Origin of the sequence: Nocardia asteroides, assembly GCF_900637185.1 — a bacterium.
In the GTDB taxonomy this organism is placed as follows: Bacteria; Actinomycetota; Actinomycetes; order Mycobacteriales; family Mycobacteriaceae; genus Nocardia; species Nocardia asteroides.
On record NZ_LR134352.1, the window covers coordinates 3,917,925 to 3,940,106 of the forward strand.

Genomic DNA, 22,182 nt, shown 5'->3' on the forward strand with positions numbered 1-22,182 from the left:
GTCTACTCCTCGATGAGGCTGTCGAGCAGAGTCGAATCGGTCAGCATGCCCTGGGTGTAGAGCTCGAGCGCCGGGAAGGTGATCTCCTCGGACAGATCCCGGATCGCCTTGCGGTAGTCGAGCTTTCCCTCGCGCTGGATTCGCATCTGCAGGTAAAGGTTCATGGCTCCGACGTGGCAGAGCACGATGTATCGGGCCCGGGCCGCCGGATCGCGGCTGGGCTTGAGCTGGCCCTCGTCGACGGCGGTCTGCATGTACTGCTCGGCGTCGGCGATCATGTGCTCGAGCAGTGATTCGGCCAGCGCGCCGCCGGCCTGGAAACTGCGGAGCATGTAGGCGACGAGCGGGGCATACAGCTCGATCTCGGCCATCGCGTTGAGCATTCCGGTGGGTCCCGCCGAGCGGATGACCCGTAGCTTCTCGTCGCGGATGATCTCGAGCACACGGTCGTCGCAGGCGGCGCGCAAGCCGTCCTTGGAACCGAAGTGATGGTTCACCAGTCCGGGGGACACGCCTGCCGCCGCGGCGATGGCCCGCACGCCGACCCCGAATCCCTGCTCTCCGAACAGGTCGATGGCGGTATCGCGGATGCGGGCCGTGGTGGTCAGGTCGGTGGATCCTTGCGGTACGGGCTGTTGGTTGAACACATGTTCAATATACTAAACACTCGTTCAATGTGCGAGCAAGACTTTCCGCCGACGAGTTTCGGGCCGCCACCACTTCCGGATCCCGGGCTAGGGTCGAAGCATGGCTACCGGCACACCGACGACGGCAGAACATCTCCGCGCAGCGCTGGACGGACCGTGGCGCCCGATCCGGGATCAGGCGCGCGACCAGCTCGCCGACGACCGCTTCACCGGCGATCCCGAACTCGACATCCACGCCGCCCGCGCCCGCGTCCTGGAACAGATGAAGATCATCGCCTCGATGGGCTACCCCGAGCGCGGCTTCCGGCCGGAGAACGGCGGCAGCGGCGATCCTGGCGGCGCGGTCGTCGGCCTCGAGATGCTGGCCTACGCCGACCTGTCGCTGTGGGTGAAATCCGGTGTGCAGTGGGGACTTTTCGGCGGCGCCGTGGAGAACCTGGGCACCGAGCGGCATCGCGATTTCATCAAGCGGCTCATCTCGCTGGATCTGCTCGGCTGCTTCGCGATGACCGAATCGGGGCACGGCAGCGACGTCGCCAACCTCGAGACCACCGCCACCTACGATCCGGCCACCCAGGAATTCGTCGTCCACACCCCGACCCCGTCGGCTCGCAAGGACTACATCGGCGGCGCGGCCGTGCACGCGCGGATGGCCGCCGTGTTCGCGCAGCTGATCACCGGTGGCGAGAACAAGGGCGTGCACTGTCTGCTGGTGCCGATCCGCGACGAGCGCGGCGCCGACCTGCCCGGCGTGACCACCTTCGACGACGGCATCAAGGGCGGCCTGCCCGGCGTCGACAACGGCCGCATCGTGTTCGACCAGGTGCGGGTGCCCCGTGAGAACCTGCTCAACCGGTACGCCGACGTGGAGCCGGACGGCACCTACACCTCCGACATCGACAACCCCAGCCGCCGCTTCTTCACCACGCTCGGCACCCTGGTGCGCGGCCGGGTCAGCGTCGGCGGCGCCGCGGCGGCCGGTGCGCGGGTCGCGCTGAGCATCGCCGTGCGTTACGCGCTGGCTCGGCGCCAGTTCTCCGACCCCGACACCGGCGAGGAAACCCTGCTGATGGACTACCGCAGCCATCAGCGCCGGTTGCTGCCGCTGGTGGCCAAGTCCTTCGCGCTGTCCTTCGCGCAGAACGACCTGGTGCGCCGGATGGACGCCATCCAGTCCGGTCAGAACACCGATCCCGGCGCTCAGCGCGCGCTCGAGAAGCGTGCCGCCGGCCTGAAGGTGGCCCAGACCCGGCACGCGACCCGCGCCATCCAGGAATGCCGCGAAGCCTGCGGCGGCGCGGGGTATCTCACCGAGAACCGCTTGGTCACCCTGAAGGCCGACACTGATGTGTTCACCACCTTCGAGGGCGACAACGTGGTGCTGACCCAGCTGGTCGCCAAGGAACTGCTGACCGCCTACTCCGACGAGGTCCGCGACCTCGACGCGCTCGGCTGGGTGAAGTTCGCCGCGACCATGGCCGGTGACGTGGTGCGCAAGCGCTCCGGGGTGCGCCAGCTGATCCAGACGCTGCGCGACCGCTCCGACGACACCGTCGACGAGGGCGACCTGTCCAAGCGCTCGGTGCAGGTGCAGCTGTTCGCCGACCGCGAGGACTACCTGCTGCGCACCGCCGCGCACCGCCTGCGCGCCCGCGCCGCCGACACCGGCCCGTTCGAGGCGTTCAACAACGCCCAGGACCACATCCTGGCCGCGGGCACCGCGCACATCGACCGGCTGATCCTGGAGGAATTCGTCGACGGGATCGCCGCCATCCAGGACCCCGAGGCGAAGGCGCTGGCCGAGACCGTGTGCGACCTCTACGTGTACGCCACGCTGGAGGAGAACCTGTCCTGGTTCATCATGCACCGGTTCATGTCGGTGGAACGGGCCAAGTCGGTGCGGCGCGGCGTGAACGAGCTCGTCGACCGGCTCCGCCCGGACGCGTTGACCCTGGTCGAGGCGATGGGCGTGCCCGAGACCATGCTGCGCGCCGCGATGCTGAGCGACGCCAGCGTGTTCGACCGCCGCTAGCCGCCGGCCGCGGCGCGCAGCCGCTCGACGGCCCAGCACAGGCCGATCGCCATCGCCGCGGCCACCGCCGCCCCACCGAGCACATCGGTGGGGTGGTGGTAGCCGAGCACGACCATCCCGGGCGTGATCATCAGCACCGCCACCACGGTGAAGACGGCGACCGCGACCCGGGCCCGTAGATCGTCGAGCAGACAGGCGAAGGTCACCGCCACCGCGACCAGATGCACGGTGTGGCCGCTCGGATAGGCCAGATAGTCGTGTAACTGCCTGTCCCACAACGGTTTCAGCGCGAGCGCGTTGATCGCCGAGATCAGCGCCGGGACCAGCAGCATGCTGGTCACCCGCCACCACTGCCGTCGTAGCGCAAACCAGCCCGCCGCCGCCACGGTCAGCATCAGCACGACGGGCACATTGCTCGGCGCGACCAGGAACTCGGCCAAGCCGGGTGAGACCGTGTCGGTGACCGGACCCGCCACCGCCGTGTCCAAGACGGTCGGTCCGTCGTCGGCGGGGAAGGTCAGCGGCAGCCCGGCGGTGAGGGCGGCGCCCGCACCGATCGCCGTCACCCGGACGGCCGTTGCGCGCCGGCGGGGCACAGAGTCGATCACGGACGCGACGATAGCCGCCCGGAGCGCTCGATCAGGCCGGACCGTAGGTGAGCACCGCGGTCACCAGGAACCACAGCACCCACACGATCGCCACGATCATGCCGACGGCCAGGGTGATCCGCAGGAACGCCCGGCCGAAGTCGAGGTCGCCGCCGACTCGCGGGTACAGCTTCCACGGGCTGTACCAGGGCGCCACCAGCCCCCGGGACTGTAGCTCGCGCTCCAGCTCGGCCTGCTGTTCGGCGTACTGCTCGGCCTGGGCCTGTGTCGGCCCGCCGTGCCACAGGGTGACATCGATCGGGCCCAGGAACCCCTCGTTGAGCAGATCCTGCGGCGCAGGCAGGTACGGCAGGATGCCGAGCCCGCGGAACGCGATGGCGATGTCGTTGGCGGTCCAGCGGTTGTGCTCCTTGGCGGCCAGCGTCGTGAAGTACTGCTCGAGCCGGTACGGATCGTCGGTGACGATCACGTCGAAGCTGGGATCGTTCCATCCCTGGTGCACATCGATCTGCGCGCCGGGCTGCGGCACGATCACGCCGAGCCCGTGCACGGCGCGCTGGCCGAGCCCGCGCGCGGCGAGATAGTCCTGCAGCGCGAAGGTGTGCTCGCGGGAGCGTTCCAGCGGCGTGGACTTCTCGCCGCCGGCGAACTGCGCGAGCTCACCGGAGACCATCCACGGGCCGTTGAGCGGGATCTCCAGCACGCCGTCCTGGGGCACGGTGAAGGTCTCGGCCTCGATGATCACGCAACTGGTCGGCGTCCACACGACCGCGTCGAGCTGGTGCAGCCGGTCGTTGTGGAACAGCCCGCAGTTGATGGTGGCCACCCCGTGCGGGCTACTGGGATCCTTCCAGGTGCGCAGCCAGTCGATCAGTGCGAGTTCGGCATCGGTGCCTGCCGCATTCTGCACGCGCACGAGCATGGAGACCACCCTTCTGGGTCGTTGGCGCCGCGGGCCGAGAACCGTTGGCGTACATCGTAGCTCGACAACCGGCTGTTGCCCCTCAGGAGACGTCGGGTGTTCAGCTCGGCTCGGCGGTGACCGTGCCCGCCGCCACGGCGGCGACCAGCTCGGCGTGATCGGCCTCGGTCCGGTCGGCGTAGCGCACCGCGTAGCGGGCGACGGCCTCCTCGAACGCGTCCTCGTCGTCCTCCAGATACCCGGCCAGGGTGCGCGGGTCGAGCGAGCGCGCGTGCGCGCGGGCCAGCAGAGCGCCGGCGAGGCGGCCGTAGTCGTCGAGATCGTCGGCCGACAGTCCCGCCGGGTCGATACTGCCCTTGAGATTGCGGAACTGACGGACGATGAACGGCAGCGGCTCGTCGAGCTCGACCGTGGTCCAGCCCAGCAGGATGTCGGTGTCGGACTGCACGCTGCGCGCGCCGACCACGATCCGCTCGCCCTCGTGCCGGGGCGGTACCGGCGGCAGGAACGGGGTCAGCGACGACGGCGCCGCCTGCTTGACCTGCAGCACCAGGGCCTCGCCGTCGTTGCCGTGCAGCAACGCCACATAGCTGTGCAGGCCCACGCTGCCGGTCCCCACGATCCGGAACGCCACATCCGAGACCGCGAACCGGGCCAGCAGGGCCCGGCGCGACTCGCGCAGGGTGCCCGCGTACCGCTCGAGACCGTCGATCACCGCCTCGGCGACCCGCTCGTCGACCGCGGTCAGGACCGGCGGGTCGCTGACGAACCGGTGCTTGCTGATATCGGTCTCGTGATCGTCGAGATGCTCGGTCCACTTCGCGACGACCTTGGCGCTGGTGTTCTTGCGGGCCTTCTTGGCGGCCTTCTTGAAGTTGTCGGTCAGATCCTCGGCCTTGGCGTCGGTCAGGATGGACTCGTCGTGCATCGCCGTCCAGGCCTCCAGGAACGGCAGCTCCGCGAGGTCGGCGACGGTGCGCCGGTAGGAGCGGGCGGCGTCGCGGGCGGCGCGCAGGCACTCGTCCTCGTCGGCGCCGCCCTCGCGGCCCGCCAGCACGAGGCTGGCGGCGAGCCGATCCAGATCCCATTCCCAGGGGCCGAGCACGGTCTCGTCGAAATCGTTGATGTCCATGACGATCTGACCGCGCTGGTTGCCATAGAGACCGAAGTTGGCGGCGTGGGCGTCACCGCAGATCTGCGCGGTCAGCCCGCTGGCGGGCCCCGCCGCCAGGTCGGCGGCCATCAATCCGGCCGCGCCGCGGAAGAAGGTGAACGGGGAGGCGGCCATCCGGCCGACGCGCAGCGGGATCAGCCGTTCGATGCGGCCCCGGTTGCTCGCGGCCAGGAAGTCGAGCACGCCGGGCCGGTCGGGGCTCTCGACGGCACGGTCGCGGTCGGTCACCGGGACCCGGCGCCGGGCCGCGCGGCCACGCTCGCGAGCGTCCTCGGCGGAAACGTAGGAGCGCAGATCTATTCCACTGTCGGACACAACTGCCCAGGTTAGCCGGTCGGGCGCGTGGGGGTGCTGCGACCGCGTGGCAATCGCGCGCGGCCGGAAATTCCCGGCGTGGCCGGATGGCGCGAGCAGGGGTTCGTGCGGTATGCAGGGGCGTGGCAACCGAATCGGGAACGCCGGACACCAACGACACCGAACCCGGTGGCGTGTTCAGCGATCGCATCCTGACCGTGCCCAACGCGCTGAGCCTGCTCCGGCTGATCGGTATCCCCGTTTTCCTCTGGTTGATGCTGGTCCGCGAGGCCGACGGCTGGGCGTTCGCGCTGCTGATCGCGCAGGGATTCACCGACTTCCTCGACGGCAAACTCGCCCGGCTGCTCGACCAGTCCTCCCGGCTGGGCGCCCTGCTCGATCCGCTCGTCGACCGGTTATACCTCGTGACGACGCTCGTGGCGTTCGTCGCACGCGGGATCATCCCGTGGTGGATCGCGGTGGTCCTGATCGGGCGCGATCTGGTACTCACCGTGACCTTGTCGGTATACAAACGCCGTGATCTGCCCGCTCCCGAGGTGATCTATCTCGGCAAGGCGGCCACCTTCGCGCTGATGTCGGCGCTGCCGTGGCTGCTCACCGGAGAGATGGACTGGGCAGGGGCGGGTTTCGGCTGGGCCTTCGGCTGGGCACTGCTGATCTGGGGCACCGCGCTGTACGTGTGGACCGGGGCGCTCTACGCGGGGCTGGCCGTCGCGGTCGCGCGTTCGATACCGCCTGTGCCGCACCGCGGGAGCTAGTCGATACTCTTGCGTGCAACGTTGACGACGAAAGGACGTCCTGTGACCCGGACCCCTGAGGATCTGCGCTACACCGAGGAGCACGAATGGGTGCAGCGGACCGGCCCCACGGCGGTGCGTGTCGGCATCACCGATTACGCCCAGTCACAGCTGGGTGACGTCGTGTTCGTGCAGCTGCCCGACGTCGACAAGGACGTGACCGCGGGCGAGAGCATCGCCGAGGTCGAGTCGACCAAGAGCGTGTCCGACATCTACGCTCCGCTGAGCGGCAAAGTCGTTGCGGTGAACGAGGATCTGGTCCAGTCGCCGGAGACGCTCAACACCGACCCGTACGAGGAGGGCTGGCTGTTCGAGCTCGCCTTCGCCGACGCGGCGGCACTCGATTCCGCCCTGGGTGAACTGCTGGATGCGGCGGGTTATCAAGGAGTTATCGGGGGCTGAAGCAGCCTTCACAGTTCTCCCTGCACGGGTACGCCCCGGCAGGGTACGGTCAAAGCCAAGCGGATACGTCGGGGAAATCGACGCCGGGATCTTTTTCCTGGCGATGTGATCGCGCCGGTCGTGTCGCCGAATACAGCACCTGCTTGCATGGATAATCAGGTTCGAGGAGGAGAGAAACGGTGAGCGAGAACAGGGACCCGGGTTACGGGGAGACCGCGGCCGAGACGACGTCGGTCTTCCGCGCGGACTTCCTCAACGAGGTCGACGCGTCGCGCTCCGGAGAGCCGGCCGGCGAACAGCCGGTGCAGGGCGTCGAGGGCCTGCCGGTCGGCGCGGCCCTCCTGGTGGTCAAGCGCGGCCCGAACGCGGGCTCGCGGTTTCTGCTGGATCAGCCGACCACCTCGGCCGGTCGCCATCCCGACAGTGACATCTTTCTCGACGACGTCACCGTCAGCCGTCGGCACGCGGAGTTCCGTCAGGACGAGGACTCGTTCCAGGTGGTCGACGTCGGCAGCCTGAACGGCACCTACGTCAACCGGGAGCCGGTGGACTCCTCGGAGCTGCAGAACGGCGACGAGGTGCAGATCGGCAAGTTCCGGCTGGTCTTCCTGACCGGTCCGCGCGCGCAGGCGAACGAGTCGTCGACGGGCGCGGGCTCGCGATGACCCGCACGGTGCTGGTGCTCGCGAAGGGCGCAGTGCTGTGACAGGGGCGGCGCAGTGGGCGCGCGGAGGAATGTCGATCGGCTCCGTGCTCGACCTGCTGCGACCAGATTTTCCCGACATCACCATTTCCAAGATCCGGTTCCTCGAATCCGAGGGCCTGATCCGGCCGGAGCGGACGCCGTCGGGGTACCGGCGGTTCTCCGTCGCCGACTACGAACGGCTGCGTTTCGTGCTGACCGCGCAACGCGATCAGTACCTGCCGCTGAAGGTGATCAAGGAACAGCTCGAAGCGATCGACAGTGGTGCGGCCACCCTGGGCGTGCGGGAAGCGCGCGCCAGGGCCCACTCGCACCACGGTGCCGCGGGCGCCGGACAGTCGCTGTCCGGCGCCGCGCGCGCCGATTCCGACGCCGACGACGTCCCGGCCCCGCCGCGACGGCTCGGCGTCGTCCCGGGTGAGATCACACCGGACGAACTGCGCGCCGACGTCGCCGTGCGGCTGACCCGCGCCGATCTGCTCGACAAGGCGGGCATCGACGACCGGTTCCTCGACGACCTGCTGCGCGCCGGCCTGATCGTCCCCGGCGCCGGCGGCTTCTTCGAATCCGATGCCGTCACCCTCGCCCACGCGGCCAAATCGATGGCCGAGTTCGGGCTGGAGGCCCGGCACCTGCGCGCGTTCAAGCTCGCCGCCGACCGGGAGGCCGCCCTGGTCGCCCAGATCGCCGCGCCCATCGCCAAGAGCCGTGACGCCGACGCCCGCGCCCGCGCCGAGGAGACCGTCCGCGAATTGGCGGCACTGTCGCTGAACCTGCACGCGGCCCTGGTGAAGGCGGCCGTGCGCGCCGCGCTCGGCAACTGACACTCCCGGGTGCCGAATCGGGTATCACCCCGGCAACACGCCCATTTCGGCCCTGCCGTCCTCGTTGCCCGGGCCGGAATTCGCCTAGACTCGTTGATACGGCGAGCTGCGCAGCGGTCGTGCCGGCCGGCGGCGAGTATGGGAGGCAGTCAACTCATGAGCGAGATGCGCGTCATCGGCATCCGTGTCGAGCAGCCACAGAACCAGCCCGTGCTGCTGCTACGGGAAGCGGCGGGCGAACGGTACCTGCCGATCTGGATCGGGCAGGCCGAGGCCACCGCGATCGTGCTCGAGCAAGAGGGCGTCACCCCGATCCGCCCGCTCACCCATGATCTGATCAAGATCCTGATCACCGAACTCGGGCACACGCTCAAGGAAGTGCGGATCGTGGATCTGCAGGAGGGCACCTTCTACGCCGATCTGGTCTTCGACGGCGATCTGCGGGTCTCGGCCCGGCCCTCGGATTCGGTGGCCATCGCGCTGCGGGTCGGCTGCCCGATCTTCGCCGAGGAGCCGGTGCTGGCCGAGGCGGGGCTGGTGATGCCCGACGAGCGCGAGGACGAGGTGGAGAAGTTCAAGGAGTTCCTCGAGTCCGTCTCGCCGGACGACTTCAAGGCCACGGACAGCTGATTCACATCGCGCTCCGCTAGACCTGAAGTAGAGGTCGAGGGAATCGCCGCGCGCGGTGCTTGGTGCGACAACGGTGCAGGTCCGACAATGACAGGAGTAACCTCGAAAGTCGGGCAACATCCGTCGTGACTCCGGTACTCGAGAATCGTCGGCACAGCAAGGAGTGGTCAGTGGAAGAGCAATCGCAGGATGTGGTGCAGCCTGGCTTGTTCCCGGACGACTCGGTTCCGGACGATCTGGTCGGTTACCGGGTGCCGAGCGCGTGTCAGGTGGCAGGCATCACCTACCGGCAGCTCGACTACTGGGCCCGCACCGGCCTGGTCGTGCCGTCGATCCGGGGTGCCGCGGGGTCGGGCAGTCAGCGGCTGTATTCGTTCAAGGACATCCTGGTCCTCAAGATCGTGAAGCGGCTGCTGGACGCGGGCGTCTCTTTACAGAACATCCGGATCGCCGTCGATCACCTGCGCAGCCGCGGCGTGCAGGACCTGGCCGGGATCACGCTGTTCTCCGACGGCACCACGGTGTACGAGTGCACCTCGCCCGAGGAGGTCGTCGATTTACTGCAGGGTGGGCAGGGCGTCTTCGGAATCGCGGTCAGCGGCGCCATGCGGGAACTGACCGGGGCGATCGCCGACTTCCCGGCCGAGCGGGCCACCGAACTCACCGACCGGCCCGAGGACGAACTGTCCTACCGGCGCAAGGCGCGGGAGAACCGCAAAACCGGATAAGTGACCAGCACTACACCCCCGACGCGTCCCTGGTGGCGCGGCCGGGGGTTTGCTGCATCTAGACTCGGGGGTGCGTCGCCGCCGTGCGGGAGAGTCCCGGGGTCGTCAGAGTCCGGGCGCCGAAGGAGCAGCACCTCCCCGTCAATCTCTCAGGCAACAGGGACCGCACGGTGATTCGACGCCTCTGGAAAGCGGTGGCTTCAGGCTGCCCGCCCACGGGGAAAGGGGCACGGCCGGCCACGGTCGCGTCGCCGAATCTCTCAGGCGCCACGACAGAGGGGGAGGGCTGGTACCCGTCGGCCACCTGGTCGACCCGCCCGACCTTGGAGCTGCCGTGACCCGTTCGTTCGCCGACCGCCACATCGGACCCGATTCCGACGAACTCGCCCGGATCCTGGAGACCGTCGGCGTCGACTCGATCGACGCGCTCGCGACCACGGCGCTGCCCGCGACCATCCTCGACGAGTCCGGCCTCGACGCGCTGCCCGCGCCCGGCACCGAGCACGAGGTGCTCGCCGAACTGGCCGCGCTGGCGCACGCCAACACCGTCGCCACCTCGATGATCGGCCTGGGCTACTACGACACGCTCACCCCGCCGGTGCTGGTGCGCAACCTGCTCGAGAACCCGGCCTGGTACACCGCCTACACCCCGTACCAGCCCGAGATCAGCCAGGGCAGGCTCGAGGCGCTGCTGAACTTCCAGACCATGGTGTCGGACCTGACCGGCATGGACGTCGCCAACGCCTCCATGCTCGACGAGGCCACCGCGGCCGCCGAGGCGATGACGCTGCTGCGCCGCGCGGGCAAGTCGAAGTCGAACCGGCTGGTGCTCGACACCGACCTGTTCCCGCAGACCAAGACCGTCATCGGCACCAGGGCCGAGCCGCTGGGCATCGAACTCGTCGAGGCCGACCTGTCCACGGGTGTGCTGCCCGAGGGCGAGTTCTTCGGCCTGATCACCCAGACCCCCGGCGCCTCCGGCCGCATCGTCGACCACACCGCGCTGTTCGCCGCGGCGCACGAGCGCGGCGCGCTGGTCGCCGCGGGCGCGGACCTGCTGGCGCTGACCCTGATCACCCCGCCCGGCGAGCAGGGCGCCGACGTGTGCTTCGGCACCACCCAGCGTTTCGGCGTGCCGATGGGCTTCGGCGGCCCGCACGCCGGCTACCTCGCGGTGCGCACCGCCTTCGCCCGTCAGCTGCCCGGCCGCCTGGTCGGCGTGTCGGTCGACGCCGACGGCGCGCCCGCCTACCGCCTCGCGCTGCAGACCCGGGAGCAGCACATCCGCCGCGAGAAGGCGACCTCCAACATCTGTACCGCGCAGGTGCTGCTGGCCATCGTCGCCGCCATGTACGCGAGCTACCACGGTGCGAACGGCCTGCGTGCCATCGCCCGCCGGGTGCACGCGCACGCGGCGGCCGTCGCGTCGGGCCTCGGCGCGGCGCTGGTGCACGACACCTTCTTCGACACCGTCCTCGCGCACGTGCCCGGCGGCGCGGAAGCCGTTGTCGCCAAGGCGAAATCGCAGGGGATCAACCTGCGCCTGGTCGACGCCGACCACGTCGCCATCGCCTGCGACGAGGCGACCACCGACGCGCACGTCGCCGCGGTTGTCGAATCCTTCGGCACCGCACAGGCTCCCGACTCCGGCGCGAGCGCCCAGCCCGCCACGATCGAGACCCGCACCTCCGACTACCTGACCCACCCGGCGTTCACCCGCCACCACACCGAAACCGCGATGCTGCGCTACCTGCGGTCGCTGTCGGACAAGGACATCGCCTTGGACCGCAGCATGATTCCGCTGGGCTCGTGCACCATGAAGCTCAACGCGACCGCCGAGATGGAGGCCATCACCTGGCCCGGTTTCGCCCGGCTGCACCCGTTCGCGCCCACCGAGGACGTGCCCGGCATCCTGAAGCTGATCGGCGACCTCGAGCAGTGGCTGGCCGAGATCACCGGCTACGACGCGGTGAGCCTGCAGCCCAACGCAGGCAGCCAGGGCGAGTACGCGGGCCTGCTGGCGATCCGCCGCTACCACCTCGACCGCGGCGACGACCACCGCGACACCTGCCTGATCCCGTCCAGCGCGCACGGCACCAACGCCGCGTCGGCGGCCATGGTCGGTATGCGGGTGGAGGTCGTGAAGTGCCGCGAGAACGGTGACGTCGACCTCGACGACCTGCGCGCCAAGATCGCCGACCACGCCGACCGGCTGGCCTGCATCATGATCACCTATCCGTCCACGCACGGCGTGTACGAGCACGAGGTGGCCGAGCTGTGCGCGCTCGTGCACGACGCGGGCGGTCAGGTCTACGTCGACGGTGCCAACCTCAACGCCCTGGTCGGCCTGGCCCGGCCGGGCCGGTTCGGCGGCGACGTGAGCCACCTGAACCTGCACAAGACCTTCTGCATCCCGCACGGCGGCGGTGGCCCCGGTGTGGGTCCGGTGGCGGTGCGCTCGCACCTGGCGCAGTACCTGCCCGGCGACCCGCGCGAAGCCGGTTCGCACGCGGTGTCGGCCGCCACCTACGGATCGGCCTCGATCCTGCCGATCACCTGGGCCTACATCCGGATGATGGGCGCCGAGGGCCTGCGCGAGGCCACGCTCACCGCGATCGCCTCGGCCAACTACATCGCCCGCCGTCTCGACGCCTACTTCCCGGTGCTCTACACCGGCGAGAACGGCATGGTCGCCCACGAGTGCATCCTGGATCTGCGCGAGATCACCAAGCAGACCGGTGTCACCGTCGACGACGTGGCCAAGCGGCTGGCCGACTACGGCTTCCACGCGCCCACCATGAGCTTCCCGGTAGCGGGAACCCTGATGGTCGAGCCCACCGAGAGCGAGAACCTCGAGGAGCTCGACGAGTTCATCGCGGCCATGATCGCCATCCGCGCCGAGATCGACCAGGTCGGTGCCGGCGTCTGGCCGGTGACCGACAACCCGCTGCGCGGCGCCCCGCACACCGCGGCCAGCCTGGTCGGCGACTGGAACCACCCGTACAGCCGCGAGACCGCCGTCTACCCGCGCGGTATCGGCCACACCCGCCCGAAGGTCTGGCCCCCGGTCCGCCGCATCGACGGCGCCTTCGGTGACCGCAACCTGGTCTGCTCCTGCCCGCCCCTGGACGCCTACGAGGACTGACCGTCGCTCATCCGGCGGCGGAGCGCAGCTGTTCGAGCAGGGCGCGCAAGGCGGGCGCGGACGGGACCGACGCCGGATCGATGGTGCCCAGCGGGATCTCGAGCATCTGCAACGGGTAGCCGTCGCCGGTCACCACACCGGTGTCGGCGAACCCGAACGCGTTGAGCAGCCGGGCGACACCGGTACCGGTGTGTTCGGTCTGCGCGTAGATCCGCGTGGTCGGCCGGGCCGGGTCGGCGGCGTGTACGTCGAGCAGTACCTCGGCGAGATGGTCGATGAAGATCTGTGAGATGGTGAGCGGACTCGCGCCGAGCCTGCCCCGGAACCCGCGCAGCAGCCCGACCGAGAACAGCACCACCGCGTCCGACCACTCACCCGGCCTGGTCAGGTGGATGCCGCGCAGCTGAGCGTCGGTCAGACCGCCGGTACGGCAGTAGGAAGCCTCGCCGAGACGGTTCAACGGCAGGATGCAGGAGAACCCGACCGGAACGAAGCTACCGTCGACGGCGGCCTCGATCAGGCTGTAGGACAGCGGATTCACTTGATGCACACTGAGATTGCGCTGCCGGATGACATCGAGCGGCGTCGCGAACCCCGACCGGGCGAACGCCTCGCGGTTGATCTGGCACAGGGTGTCCAGATCACGGTCGTCGAGATGACGCACCCGATAGTCGAGCTGTGGGGTCGCGTCGGTGTCGCCGGTCATGCGTCTCCCGTAGTGCGAAGTGAGGTCGGGCAGCAGACCGCTCTCATCGATCAGCCCGGCCAGGACATCGATCGGTTCCCGCCCCGCGAGTCTGCCGACCGCGAGCGACAACAAGCGCAATCCGCCCGCGATGACCACCGTGAACAGGACGAAACCGAGCCAATCACTGTTCGTCACGACCGGCAGCGCGTCGATGCCGCGCTTCACCGGATCGGATGCCTCGAGCGAACTGAACACGCCGGCGGCAGCCGTGCTGACGGTGAGGATGTAGTGGTGGGGTTTGCGCGCGGCCAGGATCACCGTCCGGCTCGCACGCTCCCGCCATCGCCGCAGCGTGGCACGCGCAGGCGCGCCAGGGTTGGTCGGCATCACTCGTCTCCCCGCCGCGGATCGGACCGAACGCAGTGGCTAACAAATACCCCACGCGGGGCCGGTCCACACCGGGATCGGCGCACCTTCCCGGTGAATACCGTTGTGGTGCGCCGGATCCGGCGTCAGGGAGTGGTGAGTGCCTTGACGACGGCGGTGCCGAAGCCGAGGTCGTTGCTGGTGGGGAGTTTGGTGTAGGTGCCGTTGGTCTGCTGGGCCACCGTCTGCAGGGTTTGGGTGCCCTGGCCGCCGATGACGATGACGTCGACGCGGACCGGCTTGCCCGCCGCCGCGGCGGCGGTGATCTCGGCGACGAGGGCGGGGCCGGTGACCGACGAGTCGTCGTCGGGGCCGTCGGTGATCAGCAGGATGGAGTTGGTGCGGCCGGGGGACCAGTCGGCGACCGCGGCGCGGTAGGCGGCGAGCAGGCTGGGGTAGGCCTGGTCGGTGGTGGACTGGGTGGCCTTGGTGGAGGTGACCGCCGAGCCGACCGCGGTGCGCTGGGCGTCGGTCAGCAGGCCGGTCGGGACCTGCACCTTGTACGGGGTGGTGCCGTCGAGGTTCTTGCCGAAGGTCCACAGGCCCAGACCGAAGTCGGGCGGCATGACGGTCAGGGTCGAGGCCAGCGCGGCGCCTGCGTTGGCGAGGCGGGTCATGGAGCCCTCGGAGGCGCCCATCGAGGACGACACGTCGAGCAGCACCGTCGCGTTCACGCCGAGCACCGGGTTGGCCAGGGTGGTCTGCACCTTCTGCAAGGCCGCCTTGTCCGGGTTGGGCGGCGCGGAACCGATGGCGGGGCCGAAGCCCTCGGTCGCCAGCGCGCCCGCCTGCTCGGGGGCGCGCAGGAAGTCGATGAACCGGGAAGCGATGAGGTTCTGGGTCTTGTCGACCCACGGACCCGACAGCAGCGCGGCCGGGTAGTCGGCCATCGGCGCGGTGCCGATCGGCCGGAAGGCGGTGAGCCCGCCGCTACCGAGCTGCTGCTCGGTCGCGGCGACGGCGTGCACCGCGTCGCCCGCGGGCTCGGCGCTGATCGCGGCCATCGCGCTCACCAGATCGGCGGAGACCTCCGCGCCGGCCGCCAGACCGGAGATCGCGGCGACGACCTGTCCCGAGCCCGCAGCCTGTTCGGTCAGCGGTTCGGTACCCGACACGGCGGCGCCGATGGACGCGGCCGCGGCGGTGGTGGCGTCGCCGCTGGGCAGCGCCATCCGCAGTCCACCCCACCCGGAAAGGCCGAGTTCGTCGAGCGAGCCCTGCTGGAGCCGGGGGAGATCCGACCACGCGACCTTGTGCTCTTCGAGGGCCTGCCGCAGCGCGTCGGGCACGGCGAGGACGATCGGGCTGGTGGCGATGGAGGCGGGAGTGCCCTCGATGAGGCCCGGCACTCGCACCAGATCGATCGACCGGCTCGAATCGGCGATCCACAGTCCGGGCTTGGGGCCCAGCGCCGGATCCCACTTGCCGGTGTCGGCGAGCCCGGCGACCAGGGCGGCGCTGGGCCGGGCGGCGACCTCCACGCGGGCGCAATGGTCGCGCACCCGCGGCTTGCTCGCGTTGTAGCGTTCGGCGGCGGCGCGGACCGGGCCCGCGATCGCCGGGTCCACGGTGACATCGAGGGTGGCCGGTCCCTCGACGCATTCGGCGGCGGCCGCCACGTCGGAGCTCTCCGCCCGATCGCTGAGCTGGAACCAGGCGAACACGGCCACGATCACCACTACGAGTACCGATGCCGCGATAACCGGACCTTTGCTGATACTTCGAGATCTGGTCCCGCTGCGATGTGTACCCACGAGGCAAGTTTAAGGACACCGCGCGGTGCGTCCGCACGGTGTCCGCCGGTGGGCATCGTCGCTGGTCACGGCACGGGGCCGGGTGTCACAGCGGACACCCGGCCCCGGCCGGTCACTCGCGGATCACCCGGCCGCGGTCGTATTCGCGGCCGCCCCAGACCCCCGACTGCCCGGTCTGCGCCGCGTACTCGGTGCACCCCGCGAGCAACGGGCAACCGGCGCAGATGCGGCGGGCGTAGTCGAAGTCCTGCGACGGGTACGGGAACCACGCCTCGTGGTTCGGGTCACCGCGGCAGGCGGCCCGGTGCCATTGCCCCGAGTCGGAGAGAGTCAGCAGTTCGGTCAGTGCGAGGTCGGTGGTCACGGCGCGTACTCCTTCCAGATCCGGCGCTGGGTGCGGGCCAGCGGGTCGGGAGCCTTGGGCTCCCACAGCAGCCGCATCCCCGCTTCTTCGGGGGTGCGGTCGGCCTTGCTCGTATTGCAGGGCCCACAGCAGGCGATCAGGTTGCCCCACGTGTTCGGTCCGCCCCTGCTGCGCGGGCGGATGTGGTCGACGGTCTGCGCCCAGTCGGCGCAGTAGCCGCAGCGGTGCTTGTCGCGGCGCAGCACGCCGGCCAGGGTGGCGCGGCTGGCCTCGTCGACCGGGGCGACGTGGCCGAGGTAGACGTAGCGCAGCAGCCGGATCGTCTCCGGCAACCCGATGACCAGGTGCTGGGAGCGGATCGGGAACCGCGGCGCCCGCTCGATGACGGTCTCCGCGGCGCCGCTGATCAGCAGTGTCACGGCCCGGTCGGCGGTGATCTCGTCGAGGGCCTCGTAGCTGGCGTTGAGCACGAGCACCCTGGTGCGTATCCAGGTGTCGGAAGTGGGCGCCATCGGGTCGACGGCATGACGGATCGTCATGGGAATCACCATGTTTCGAGAGAACGGAAGCGACAGTCGGAGCTGGGGTGGGCGACGCGTCAGTGCGCGTGCCGGAGACGGGCCATGGCATCGGGACCCGCGACGATCTCGCTGTGGGCCGAACCGGCGCGGCGATAGGTCTTGTGTGACTGTCGCAGTGGCGCAAAGGTTTTCATGGCCGTCTCCTCCTCTCGAAGTGTCTCGTCGGTCTCGCCCTGTTGCGAATGACCGGCGTGGAATTCATGGTGGCACACGCCGCGCCGGATGTCGGCTGATTTATTTCGGGTAACGCTCCGGTACCGACGGATTCGGAGAAGGGGCAGGTCGCGCTACATTTTCGGGGTGAGGTGCCCGTCGGGCGTGCCGAACGCGAGGAGTGGTGCCATGCGGACAGCGCGGATTCCGGTCGCCGCGGCGTGCGCGGCGGTGCTGCTGCTCGGGGCCTGTGGCACCGATTCCACGGGCACCAGCGCCCCCGCCGACCGCCCCACCCCGACCCTGCCCGCTCCCGGCCCGGCCTCGTCGAGCCGGACGACGCCCGCGGGCCCGGCCACGCTCGTCCCGCCCGCCGCGGTTCCCGCCCCCGGTCCAGGCCCGGCGACCTCGGCGCCCGCGGCCGCCGGCGGTCCCACCAGCCCGCCCAGCGCGCCGGTGCCCGACAGCGCACCCACCTGCGCCGACGGGCAGGTACTCGTCGGTGGCGGCCCGGTCACGGCGGCGGCCGGGCACCAGGGCCTGACGTTGCGGTTCCGGCTGGTCGGCGCCAGTGCCCCGTGCGCGCTGACCGGCTATCCGGGCGTCGACGCCGTCGGTGCCGACACCGTGAGCGCCACCCGCACGCCGCGCGGCTATCTGGGTGGCCTCCCGCCCGGTCGGAGCGCTCCCGCCACCGTAATCCTCACCCAGGACCGAGGCGGCGAGGCCGTGGTGGAAGGGGTCGCCACGGATGCCACGGGCCTGCCCTGCCCGACCTATCGCGAGCTGCGGGTGACCGCGCCCGATACCACCGACACCGTCCCGGTCGCCGAATCGCTGTCCGTCTGCGACCTGGCCGTACACCCGATCACACCGATGCCCTGAGGCCGGTTCGTGGCGAATCCGTTCCAGCCCGCCACCCGCCCGTACGTGATCCGCCACTACGATTCGGCCGGAACATGGCTCGCGCCGAGGCGCGGTGATCGGCGTGGTAATCGACTGTCACGCAGTGGGATTCGTGCTCCATGCGTGCGCGACCGCGACAGCGGCATCGGCGGCACGCAGGGCATCAGCCGCGGTGACCTCCTCATGGGTGACGAACAGCCGGTGGAACAGGGGTGCCAGTGCGAACCGGATCACCTCGGCGGCATCGATTCCTTCGGTGAGTTCGCCGCGCGCGACGGCGCGATCGACGATCACCGCCGCCTCGCCGTGGCGTGCGGTGTAGAAGGCGCGCAGTGCTGCGGCGGTGTCGGGATGCTGCATCCCCGCCGCGACGAAAGCCGTTGCCACCGGGCCTGATCCGGGGTCGGTGAACCCCATGCGCAGCAATTCGGTGAGGGCGTGCAGGTCGCCGGTGAGACTGCCGGTGTCCGGAATCGGCCAGGCCTGTCCGGCGCTGCGATCGAGCGCGTCGGCGACCAGGCCTGCGGGGTCGCGCCAGCGCCGGTACACCGTGGTCTTGTGCACGCCCGCGCGCTGGGCGACGCCCTCCACGGTGAGGCTCTGATAGCCGCCGTCCGCGAGCTCGGCCGTCGTCGCGTCGAGGACGGCTTCGCGCACTCGGGCGCTGCGCCCGCCCGGCCGACGTTGCGTATCCAAAAACAACTCCTGTCGCGTTAGTAGCGAACCCTTTGTACATTAAAGCTACACACGTAGCGATTGGAGTGCTGTTTGACCACTCAACTGTCCGTGCACGCGCTGTCGAAGTCGTATGCCGACCGGCTGGTGCTCGATGCGGTATCACTGGCGATCCGACCCGGCGAGCGGGTCGGCATCGTCGGCGAGAACGGATCGGGGAAATCCACCCTGCTGCGGATCATGGCCGGGCTGGAGAGCGCCGACGCCGGCACGGTGACCGTCACGGCCGAGGACGGGCTGGGGCATCTCGCGCAGACCCTGGCCGGTGGGACCGTCGACGAGGCCGTGGAACACGCGCTGGGGGAGCTGCGCGCACTGGAACGCGGCATGCACGCCGCCGCCGAGGATCAGGACATGGACCGGTACGGCGCCCTGCTCGCCCGGTTCGAAGCCCGCGACGGCTACGCCGCCGATGCCAGGGTCGAAGCCTCCCTGCACGGACTCGGCCTGGCCGGTCTCGACCGTGCCCGCGCACTCGACAGTCTCTCCGGCGGGGAGCGCGCCCGGCTCGGCCTGGCCTGCCTGCTCGCGGCCTCGCCCGAAGTATTGCTGCTCGACGAGCCCACCAATCACCTCGACGAGGCCGCGCTGACCTGGCTGGAGAACCGGCTGCGCACCCATCGAGGAACGGTCGTCGTCGTCTCCCACGACCGGGTCTTCCTGGACCGGGTGGTCACGGCGATCGTCGAGGTCGCCGACGGTGGCCTGACCCGCTACGGCGGCGGCTACACCGGCTTCCTGGCGGCGCAGGCGGCCGCCCGGGTGCGCTGGGAGCAGGCCTACGCGCAGTGGCGCGCCGAGATCGCCCGGCTCGAAGAATTCGCGACCTCCACCGCCCAGCAGGTCGCGCACGGCCGCGCGATGACCGACAACAACAAGATGGCCTACGACCGCAACGCGGGCCGGGTGCAGAGTTCGGTCGCCACCCGCGTCCGCAACACCTCCGAACGCCTGCGCAGGCTGCGCGAGGACCCGGTGCCGCGACCGCCGGAACCGCTGCGGTTCCGCGGCCGGTTCACGAGCACGGGCGGCGCCGGTGAGTTCACCATCGGCTCGATGACCCTGCGCGCCCGGGACCGGCTGCTGATCCACGGACCCAACGGATCAGGGAAGTCGACACTGCTCGACACCGTCCACGCCACAGCCCCGGGCCGCATCGGCTACCTGCGCCAGGACTACCGCTTCGACCCCGATCGGACCGTCATCGAGACCTACGGCTGCGGCCGCGATGCGCTGCTGGCGACCGGGCTGTTCGCCGCCGAGCAACTGGACCGCCCGGTGGGTACCCTCTCGGAGGGTCAGCGGCGCAGATTGGGCCTGGCCCGGGTCCTCGCCGGCGACTACGACCTGCTGCTGCTCGACGAGCCCACCAATCACCTCTCGCTGACCCTCGTCGACGAGCTCGAGCGCGCCGTCCACGACTATCGGGGCGCGGTGGTCGTCGTCTCGCACGACCGCGCGCTGCGGCGCCGGTTCCGCGGAATACAGAAGGGAATCCAGGACTTTGGCTGACATCGTGCAGGTGATCGACGTACCGGGCGCCCCCTACGGCGTGACCACCGGGCCCGACGGCGCGCTGTGGTTCACCCTGGTCGCCCAGGGCGCCATCGGCCGCTACGGCGACGGCGTCGTGCGGACCTTCCCGGCGGACCCCGCCGGGCAGCCGACCGTCCTGGTCACCGGGCCCGACGGCGCCCTGTGGTTCACCGAGTTCCGCGGCGGCAGGCTCGGCCGGATCACGACCGACGGGGTGATCGACGGTATCGCCGCCGACGGACCGTACGGGCTGTGCGCGGGGCCCGGTGACACGCTGTGGTTCACCGAGATCCAGGCGGGCCGGGTCGGGCGGCGAACCCCCGACGGCCGGATCGAGCACGCGGCTGTCGACGGGATGCCGTCGATGATCACGCCGGGTTCCGACGGCGCCGTGTGGTTCACCCTGAACCAGGGCAATGCCGTCGGCCGGGTCGACGACGACCTCGCGGTGACGGTGTACCCGCTCCCGACCCCGGCCGCCGCACCGGTCGGCATCACCGCCGGGCCCGACGGCGCGCTCTGGTTCGTCGAGATCGGCGCCGGTGCCGTCGGCCGCATCACCATCGACGGCACCGTCACCGAATTCGCGCTCCCGGACCCGGCCGCCCGGCCGCACGCCATCGTCACCGGGCCCGACGGCGCGCTGTGGTTCACCGAGTGGGCGGGCAACCGCCTCGGCCGGATCACCACCGACGGCACCGTCAGCCACCTCGCGCTGCCCGGCGAAGAACCGCACGGATTGACCGTCGACCCGGCCGGGCACCTCTGGGTGGCGATGGAATCCGGTGCGCTGGTGGAGGTCTCGCCCTGACGCTCCGAGGTCAGAGGTTGCCGACCTCGCGCTCGAGCCGGCGGGCGACCAGATCGCGGGCCTCTTCGCGCAGCGCGGGTCGGTAACCGCTGGGGTACACGGGATCCGCAGGGGCGTATTGCTTGAGCACCTCCTTGGCGAGGGTGATCTTGTGCACCTCGGTGGGCCCGTCGGCGATCGCCATCACCTCGGCGTAGGTGGTCATGTCCAGGAACGGCAGATCGGTGCTGACCCCGAGCGCGCCGTGCAGATGCAGGGCCCGCCGGGCGATGTCGTTCATCACCGTGGGCATGGCGATCTTGATCGCGGCGATGTCCTTGCGCACCGCCCGGTAGTCCTGGGCCCGATCGATGCGCCAAGCGGTGCGCAGTACCAGCAGCCGGAACTGCTCCATCTGGATCCAGCTGTCGGCGATCCGCTCCTGGGTCATCTGGAAACCACCGAGCACGCCCTTGCGGGCCGGGCGCGACACCGCGCGTTCGCACATCATGTCGAACGCCTTGCGCACCAGCGCGACCGTGCGCATCGCGTGGTGCACCCGGCCGCCGCCGAGCCGGGTCTGGGCGACCAGGAATCCGGCGCCCTCGGCGCCGAGCAGGTGATCGGCGGGGACCCGGACATCGCTGAACCGCAGATGTCCTTCGTGCTCGCTGAATCCCGGCACGGTGAAATTGCGCACGATCTCCAGCCCGGGAGCGTCGGCGGGGACGATGAACATCGACAGCCGCAGATGCGGATCGGCGGCCGGATCGGTCACCACCATCACGATGTGGAAGGTGGCGAACTCGGCGGCGGAATTGAACCACTTCTCGCCGTTGATGACCCACTCGTCCCCGTCCCGCACCGCGGTGGTCTTGAACGCGGTCGGGTCGGAGCCGCCGGTGGGCTCGGTCATCACGTAGCAGGAGCCGATCTCGCCGTCGAGCAGCGGCCGTAGGTACTTCTCCTTCTGCTCGGCCGTGCCGAAGTGCGCCAGGATCTCGGCGTTGCCGGAATCCGGTGCCTGACAACCGAAGACGAGCGGCGCCCACATCGACGTGCCCAGCACCTCGTTGAGCAACGCGAGCTTGAGCTGGCCGTAGCCGGGCCCGCCGAGCTCGGGGCCCAGATGGCAGGCCCACAGGCCCTGCTCGCGCACCTGCCGCTGCAACGGCCGCATCAGGGCACGGATCTCGGGATCGGTGCGGTCGTAGGGATTGGGGTAGAGCAGATCCAGGGGCTCGACCTCGGTGCGGACGAACTCCGCGACCCAGTCGAGCTTGCGCTGGTACTCCGGATCGGTCTCGAAATCCCAAGCCATG

Annotated in this window: 21 protein-coding genes and 1 riboswitch; of the genes, 11 read left to right on the plus strand and 10 right to left on the minus strand. The window is 70.0% G+C overall.

The annotated features are described in order from the left end of the window. Positions 1-2: 2 nt before the first annotated feature. The gene (locus tag EL493_RS18385; protein WP_019046771.1) at positions 3-647 is read right to left on the minus strand and encodes a TetR/AcrR family transcriptional regulator; all 645 of its coding nucleotides are present in this window, start codon (positions 645-647) and stop codon (positions 3-5) included. Between the two features lie 100 nt (positions 648-747). Between EL493_RS18385 and EL493_RS18390 the strand changes: the two genes are divergently transcribed. Further along, positions 748-2,679, plus strand: a complete 1,932-nt coding sequence (locus EL493_RS18390; protein WP_019046772.1) for an acyl-CoA dehydrogenase family protein — start codon at positions 748-750, stop codon at positions 2,677-2,679. Here EL493_RS18390 and EL493_RS18395 read toward each other — a convergent pair. From EL493_RS18395 to EL493_RS18405, 3 genes are all read right to left on the minus strand, one after another. Beyond that, positions 2,676-3,287 carry a phosphatase PAP2 family protein gene (locus EL493_RS18395; RefSeq protein ID WP_022566977.1) on the minus strand — a complete coding sequence of 204 codons (612 nt, stop codon included), beginning with the start codon at positions 3,285-3,287 and terminating at the stop codon, positions 2,676-2,678. The two genes, EL493_RS18390 and EL493_RS18395, sit on opposite strands and share 4 nt — an antisense overlap. Positions 3,288-3,318: 31 nt before the next feature. Next, positions 3,319-4,197 carry a nuclease-related domain-containing protein gene (locus tag EL493_RS18400; protein WP_198040959.1) on the minus strand — a complete coding sequence of 293 codons (879 nt, stop codon included), beginning with the start codon at positions 4,195-4,197 and terminating at the stop codon, positions 3,319-3,321. Between the two features lie 112 nt (positions 4,198-4,309). Then, complete coding sequence (locus EL493_RS18405; protein ID WP_022566976.1) at positions 4,310-5,698, minus strand: DUF2252 domain-containing protein; 1,389 nt, start codon at positions 5,696-5,698, stop codon at positions 4,310-4,312. 122 nt (positions 5,699-5,820) lie between these two features. On the opposite strand from EL493_RS18405, the gene EL493_RS18410 reads away from it, so the two are divergent. The 7 genes from EL493_RS18410 (at position 5,821) to gcvP (ending at position 12,927) form a co-directional block, all read left to right on the plus strand. Beyond that, a complete protein-coding gene (locus EL493_RS18410; protein WP_019046776.1) occupies positions 5,821-6,456 on the plus strand; it encodes a CDP-alcohol phosphatidyltransferase family protein in 636 nt (211 codons plus the stop codon). 42 nt (positions 6,457-6,498) lie between these two features. After that, entirely contained in the window at positions 6,499-6,897 is a 399-nt protein-coding gene (gene gcvH / locus EL493_RS18415; protein WP_019046777.1) for a glycine cleavage system protein GcvH, read from the plus strand. 179 nt (positions 6,898-7,076) lie between these two features. After that, a complete protein-coding gene (gene odhI / locus EL493_RS18420) occupies positions 7,077-7,562 on the plus strand; it encodes an oxoglutarate dehydrogenase inhibitor Odhl (RefSeq protein ID WP_019046778.1) in 486 nt (161 codons plus the stop codon). Positions 7,563-7,632: 70 nt separating this feature from the next. Beyond that, entirely contained in the window at positions 7,633-8,424 is a 792-nt protein-coding gene (gene ftsR, locus EL493_RS18425) for a transcriptional regulator FtsR (protein WP_019046779.1), read from the plus strand. A gap of 156 nt (positions 8,425-8,580) precedes the next feature. Beyond that, positions 8,581-9,054, plus strand: a complete 474-nt coding sequence (locus EL493_RS18430) for a bifunctional nuclease family protein (RefSeq protein ID WP_019046780.1) — start codon at positions 8,581-8,583, stop codon at positions 9,052-9,054. A gap of 170 nt (positions 9,055-9,224) precedes the next feature. Continuing rightward, positions 9,225-9,782, plus strand: coding sequence for a MerR family transcriptional regulator (locus tag EL493_RS18435; protein ID WP_022566974.1), 558 nt, complete (start codon positions 9,225-9,227; stop codon positions 9,780-9,782). Between the two features lie 76 nt (positions 9,783-9,858). Then, positions 9,859-9,958, plus strand: a riboswitch (glycine riboswitch). 158 nt (positions 9,959-10,116) lie between these two features. Then, positions 10,117-12,927 (plus strand): aminomethyl-transferring glycine dehydrogenase, encoded by a 2,811-nt coding sequence (gcvP, locus tag EL493_RS18440; protein ID WP_019046783.1) that lies wholly within the window; start codon positions 10,117-10,119, stop codon positions 12,925-12,927. Positions 12,928-12,934: 7 nt separating this feature from the next. Here the strand turns inward: gcvP and EL493_RS18445 are convergent, their stop codons facing one another. The 4 genes from EL493_RS18445 to EL493_RS18460 form a co-directional block, all read right to left on the minus strand. Further along, the gene (locus EL493_RS18445) at positions 12,935-14,002 is read right to left on the minus strand and encodes a hypothetical protein (RefSeq protein WP_126405769.1); all 1,068 of its coding nucleotides are present in this window, start codon (positions 14,000-14,002) and stop codon (positions 12,935-12,937) included. A 125-nt stretch (positions 14,003-14,127) separates the two neighbouring features. Next, a complete protein-coding gene (locus EL493_RS18450) occupies positions 14,128-15,720 on the minus strand; it encodes a VWA domain-containing protein (protein WP_019046785.1) in 1,593 nt (530 codons plus the stop codon). A 187-nt stretch (positions 15,721-15,907) separates the two neighbouring features. Beyond that, positions 15,908-16,159, minus strand: coding sequence for a WhiB family transcriptional regulator (locus tag EL493_RS18455; RefSeq protein ID WP_019046786.1), 252 nt, complete (start codon positions 16,157-16,159; stop codon positions 15,908-15,910). After that, positions 16,156-16,698: an HNH endonuclease gene (locus EL493_RS18460; RefSeq protein WP_022566972.1), complete on the minus strand. Its 543-nt coding sequence runs from the start codon at positions 16,696-16,698 to the stop codon at positions 16,156-16,158. Before EL493_RS18460 ends, EL493_RS18455 begins: the two co-directional genes overlap by 4 nt. A 384-nt stretch (positions 16,699-17,082) precedes the next feature. On the opposite strand from EL493_RS18460, the gene EL493_RS18465 reads away from it, so the two are divergent. Continuing rightward, positions 17,083-17,778, plus strand: a complete 696-nt coding sequence (locus EL493_RS18465) for a DUF4232 domain-containing protein (protein WP_019046788.1) — start codon at positions 17,083-17,085, stop codon at positions 17,776-17,778. 117 nt (positions 17,779-17,895) lie between these two features. On the opposite strand, the gene EL493_RS18470 is transcribed toward EL493_RS18465, so the two are convergent. Next, positions 17,896-18,495, minus strand: a complete 600-nt coding sequence (locus EL493_RS18470; RefSeq protein ID WP_022566970.1) for a TetR/AcrR family transcriptional regulator — start codon at positions 18,493-18,495, stop codon at positions 17,896-17,898. 72 nt (positions 18,496-18,567) lie between these two features. Between EL493_RS18470 and EL493_RS18475 the strand changes: the two genes are divergently transcribed. Both EL493_RS18475 and EL493_RS18480 read left to right on the plus strand, forming a co-directional pair. Next, positions 18,568-20,046: an ABC-F family ATP-binding cassette domain-containing protein gene (locus tag EL493_RS18475; RefSeq protein ID WP_036835683.1), complete on the plus strand. Its 1,479-nt coding sequence runs from the start codon at positions 18,568-18,570 to the stop codon at positions 20,044-20,046. After that, the gene (locus EL493_RS18480; protein WP_019046791.1) at positions 20,039-20,881 is read left to right on the plus strand and encodes a Vgb family protein; all 843 of its coding nucleotides are present in this window, start codon (positions 20,039-20,041) and stop codon (positions 20,879-20,881) included. Before EL493_RS18475 ends, EL493_RS18480 begins: the two co-directional genes overlap by 8 nt. 10 nt (positions 20,882-20,891) lie before the next feature. On the opposite strand, the gene EL493_RS18485 is transcribed toward EL493_RS18480, so the two are convergent. Then, positions 20,892-22,181 (minus strand): acyl-CoA dehydrogenase family protein, encoded by a 1,290-nt coding sequence (locus EL493_RS18485; RefSeq protein WP_019046792.1) that lies wholly within the window; start codon positions 22,179-22,181, stop codon positions 20,892-20,894. Position 22,182: the final 1 nt, after the last annotated feature.